This window comes from Rhodopirellula halodulae (assembly GCF_020966775.1).
GTDB classification, from domain to species: domain Bacteria; phylum Planctomycetota; class Planctomycetia; order Pirellulales; family Pirellulaceae; genus Rhodopirellula; species Rhodopirellula halodulae.
In genome coordinates this window covers 1,157-4,725 of the sequence record NZ_JAJKFV010000028.1, presented here as the reverse complement: position 1 = coordinate 4,725, position 3,569 = coordinate 1,157, and the positions used below count along the sequence as shown (strand labels likewise).

3 protein-coding genes are annotated in these 3,569 nt (G+C 54.6%); 2 read left to right on the top strand and 1 reads right to left on the bottom strand.

The annotated features are described in order from the left end of the window. Window positions 1-720: 720 nt before the first annotated feature. Both LOC70_RS13070 and LOC70_RS13065 read left to right on the top strand, forming a co-directional pair. On the top strand, window positions 721-1,236 hold the full coding sequence (locus tag LOC70_RS13070) for a hypothetical protein (protein ID WP_230254031.1): 516 nt from the start codon (window positions 721-723) through the stop codon (window positions 1,234-1,236). Between the two features lie 118 nt (window positions 1,237-1,354). Then, window positions 1,355-1,894, top strand: coding sequence for a hypothetical protein (locus tag LOC70_RS13065; protein ID WP_230254030.1), 540 nt, complete (start codon window positions 1,355-1,357; stop codon window positions 1,892-1,894). 31 nt (window positions 1,895-1,925) lie between these two features. On the opposite strand, the gene LOC70_RS13060 is transcribed toward LOC70_RS13065, so the two are convergent. Then, entirely contained in the window at window positions 1,926-2,126 is a 201-nt protein-coding gene (locus LOC70_RS13060; protein WP_230254029.1) for a hypothetical protein, read from the bottom strand. Between the last annotated feature and the right edge of the window lie 1,443 nt (window positions 2,127-3,569).

Here is a 3,569-nt window from a genome sequence, read left to right as displayed (position 1 = left end):
TGGTGTCGGCCCCAGTGGCTACTTTCCAGAAATCGCAGGGTAACCATGACATGCACACGGAGCGGTGGTGGAGACCTGCTTCTCTTTCCAATCACGCCGGTTTCCACCGCCCGGTGATGTCCGACGTTATCGCGGCGACATATGCAGGACATGGCGATGACGGTCTCGATTATACACCACGCCATCGTCGGTGCTCGCGATCGTCTGCTCGACGACGCATCTACGGCACGATGGATTCATTCAACACAGCGAACATCAAACCAATCGACGCTGGACACAATATCCTACAAAACTGTGATCGGTCGCTCGACGCATCTTGTCATTCGAGCTTGTTGAATCCGTCGCGGTCATGTGAACGGTCGCCAACCTTTCTGACGAACGACTGTGTTCCAGTTGCCAACCGATCGCCTCACCGCGACTCCAACGTATCACCGCTGCGTAGACTCCCGGAAACGATGCGAACGATGGCGATTACGTCTGATAGTATTCTTTGACGTTCTCCATCGACATCGTACCCATCGCTTCCTCACCTGTCGGTGCGCTCGTGATCGTCACTCGACGGTTTCGAACTGCTCGATTGGATCCACGAAAGTATTCCCGATAACCATGCCGTGCACACGGAGCGGTGGTGGAGACTCGGTACACCTTCCAATCACATCTCTCGCCACCGCCCGGTGACGGCAAACGTTATCCGACAGAAATCCCTCAACGTCGAGCACGATGACACATTCTCTTGACCTCTTGCGTGACCAATGCCAAATCCAGGAGTACATCTGGAACCGGCTTGATAATTACGATCCCGACTGGGATTGGGCCCTTGGTGATGCTGACCGAAAGGTGTCACTGCTTGCCACCGGGTTTTCGTTCGAGCAAAGCGGCTGGTTCTCGATGGTTCTTGATCGACGCCCTCGCGCTCAATCCGACGGTGAATGGCAATCATTGATTGGCAACAACTACTTGCCGATGCCTCACTGGGATCTGGATTGCGACTACGAAATTGATGTCAAGCACTACAACCCGAAATGGAGACCGCCAAAGGGCGGTTTCGATGACGAATCCGCTGCAACGCTGTTTGGTGACACTGTTCGTGATGCAATACTGCACATTCGCAACCAAGGTGGCTTCAAGTTTAGCTTTCTTGCTCGCAATTGCGCTTTCTTTGTAGAAGAGCACGAAGGACGTTACGGTTGGCCCGAGTACAAAGCACTACGCAAAGATGGCCGCTGTAGTCCTTAGCTCAAACTGGCGGATAACCATCGGTTGCAACGGAGCGGCGGTGGTCGCCGTATCAACAATGGGCGAGTCGTTCGCCGCCGCCCGCTGAACCGTGCCGTTACCCGATCGAAGCTTGCACGTGAGCGCAATTACGAAACGTAGGCTCATCCAGCTTATTGGGTTCACGCTTGTGGTTGCGATTGGTTGGTTTGCGATTTCTCTCGTTAGAACGATCCGCGAGATTCCTGAAGCCTACGCTGCGTGGGACACAGGCACGCTTTTAACGACCTACATGGAGCAAAATGATGGCAGATGGCCATCCAATTGGGACGACCTTGCTACCGTAATCGGAGCAGGGCAACCGATGCTCTTCTCACGCTCAGACAGTGATGGGAATCCCATCTCGAACAGCGAGTACATCGACAAACTTCGAACAATGATCAAGGTTGACTGGTCCTTTGATCCCGTTCCCGGGACAACCGATTCCCCAGTTACTCGACCTGACGGCGACATTTTTCAAACGGTTTGGGTCGGCGGAGAGCCCAATGAAATGATAAGATCGTACATCGCTCACCATGCAGACAGTTCGGAGCTGACGGGTAACAATCCGATGCAACCGAGCGGCGAAGTCAAGCGTTTTGAGGTGGATAATCAACCGTCGCCGCCGGCTGATCGGTAGCGTTCGCCGATAGAGATCGGAGCATCGACGTTCACACGGAAAAGATGACCAACCCGTACTCGCCATCACGTGCGGTACTTGCAGACAATCCTTCCATCGACCGAGCATGTTCGGCTTGGTACGCTACGCTACAAAGCTGTCGCAATGGCTTGCTCTGGTCGCTGACCGTGATGCTGCCAACATCGCTCTTGGTTGTACCTGCGATTCCGCGGCAACTGATGCGTGACAACATCGGACGCGTCATCCCATACATCGAGTCAGTCGGGTACTTGAGAATGATGCAGGAAATCTTCGGATTCGTAGCGCCGATCGTGATTATCTGGACACTGACAGCTGGCACGGTCGGTCTGATACGCCATTCGCGGAATCGCTGCTCTTTGGCACCCGACGTTGGACTAGATGAATGCGGCGAACCATCCGATGCACCCGAGTCGCCGAGTCGGGCGTTTTGAAAATGGAAGATTGCTCGCGGCGACCGGGTGATCGCTGCCGTTATCGCGGCGACGAATGCAGGACTTGGCGATGCTGATCTCGGTTGCACACCACGCCATCATTGATGCTCGCGATCGTCTGCTCGACGGCGCAACGATAACACCTTGAGAACGTTCAACACTTTGAACGTCAAACCAATCGACGTTGTAAACGATGGCCGACACAATTGCGTTCGGTTTCTCGACACACTCTCTCGCTCGATCCTGCAACATCCGTCGCGGTCATGCGAACGGTCGTCAACCTTCTCAATGAACGGACTGCGTTTCGGTTGCCAATCGATCGCTTCACCGCGACTCCAACGTTTCACCGCTGCGTAGACTCCCGGAAACGACGCGAACGATGTCGATTGCGTCTGATACAATCCTCTGACGCTCTCCATCGACATCGTACCCATCGCTTCCTCACCTGTCGGTGCGCTCCTGATCGCCACTCGACGGTTTCGAATCGCTCGATTGGATCAACAACCGTATTCCCGATAACCACGCGATGATGACGGAGCGGTGGTGGAGAACAACTCGGCTTTCCAATCACATCCCTCGCCACCGCCCGCATATCGCAAACGTTCCCCGACTGAGAAACGCCGCGTTTGCCAAATAAGCAAACCCAACTAACGCTTCGACGAACCGCCGTAGCATTCGGTGTTCTTGCGATAGCGTTTGCTTACTACCAAAACCTTCCATTTGCCGGAATGACAATTGGGTTTCTGGTTGGTGTCCCGTCGTTCTTTATCGTCCTACTCGTCCGCAAAGATCAACTTCGTGGCGTTGTTCGATGCTATGTCTACGCTGCTCTTTGTGCATTTCTTGCCGCAGGGACATCACCACCAGACATTGCACCTACCGTGTGGGGCGGGGTGGTTGGCTGGGCATTGGCCGTAATTCAGAATCAGTTCATTCGTGCCCGCAATGCTGACGCATCGGGACCGCCGACACATGTTGACACGTCAGACTATGGACGTTAGCCCTCGTTATACTTGGGAGCGGAAACCGGCGGGGAACCATCGCGTGCACCCGAGCACGCGAGCCGAGCGGTTTTGAAATTGAGAATCTCTCGCGCGTGCCGGGTGACGCGTACCGTTATGCGTGAGACCAAAGCTCGGATGCATGCTCGCGATCAGCAATAAATACAGACCCAACCGATGCTGGATACCGGAACGATCTCGTGCTCAGAAATGCCGCGTGAG